Source organism: Terrabacter sp. P5_B1 (assembly GCF_056400505.1).
In genome coordinates this window covers 1-1106 of record NZ_JBFULD010000580.1, presented here as the reverse complement: position 1 = coordinate 1106, position 1106 = coordinate 1, and the positions used below count along the sequence as shown (strand labels likewise).

General features: G+C 72.4%; 2 protein-coding genes. Both read right to left on the bottom strand.

What is annotated here, in order from left to right; all coding sequences use genetic code 11:
- Nucleotides 1-375: inositol monophosphatase family protein (locus tag AC1DP0_RS22170; RefSeq protein WP_478088792.1), on the bottom strand; the 375-nt coding region annotated here is incomplete at its 3' end.
- Nucleotides 376-383: 8 nt separating this feature from the next.
- A partial coding sequence (locus tag AC1DP0_RS22165) for a ferrochelatase (RefSeq protein WP_478088790.1) occupies nucleotides 384-1106 on the bottom strand: 723 nt, incomplete at its 5' end.

Genomic DNA, 1106 nt, shown 5'->3' with positions numbered 1-1106 from the left:
GGAGCGGGCGTCGCCGACCACGACGGCCACGGACACGGCATACGCCGGGATCTCGTAGAGGTAGTTGACGGTGCCGTCGATCGGGTCGAGCACCCACGTCAGGCCGGACGTCCCGATGACGTCGGCCCCCTCCTCCCCGAGGATGCCGTCGTCGGGGCGGGCCTGCTGGATGAGGCGGTGCAGCAGCTCCTCCGAGCGCCGGTCCATGACGGYCACGACGTCGGTCTCGCTCGACTTCGTCGCGGCCACCCCCATGCGCTCCGGCCGCTCGTCGCGGATGAAGCGTGACGCCTCGGTGGCGACGTCGATGCAGAGCCTCTCCAGCTCCTCGACGCTGACGCCCTCGGGCAGTGCAGGCGTGGTTGGGGTCGTCATCGCCGGCCTCAGTCCCTGCCGCACAGGGCGGGTCGGGCCTGGCGCAGGTTGGGGCAGCAGCCGGGCGCACACACCGAGGGCATCCGACCCTCGAACTGCGGGACGTCCTCGCCGCGCGCCTCCGCGGCACGCTCGAGCAGGGCGTCGACGAGGTCGCGCACGAACGCGGCGACGGTGCCGACGGTCGGGACGCGGACGTGGGTCAGACCCAGCTCGTCGGCCGTCGCCTGCGCCTCGGTGTCGAGGTCGTAGACGACCTCCATGTGGTCGCTGACGAACCCGATGGGCGCCGTGACGACGGTGCGGACCCCGGTGGCCGCGAGCTCGCGCATGCGCTCGTTGACGTCGGGCTCGAGCCACGGCTGGGTCGGCGGCCCCGAGCGCGAGCAGAAGACGAGCTCGCCCGTCAGGTCGCGCCCGAGCACGCGGTTCGCCTCCTCCGTCAGCCGGGAGGCCAGCGCGAGGTGCTGTCGCTGGTAGAGGTTGCCCTCACCATCACCCGGTCCCGACGTGTCGTCCATGGCCTCGGGGATGGAGTGCGTGACGAAGAGCACGGCGATCTCGGAGTCCGGGGCGCCGTCGAGGGCGCGGAGCGAACGCACCAGCTCACCGCTGTTGGCCTCGGCGAAGCCCGGTCGTGGGGCGTACTGCCCGACCTTGTCGATCTGCAGCTCGACGCCCTCGTCGGCGACGGCGGCAGCAGCGTCGGCGAGGTTCTCGCGGTACTGCCG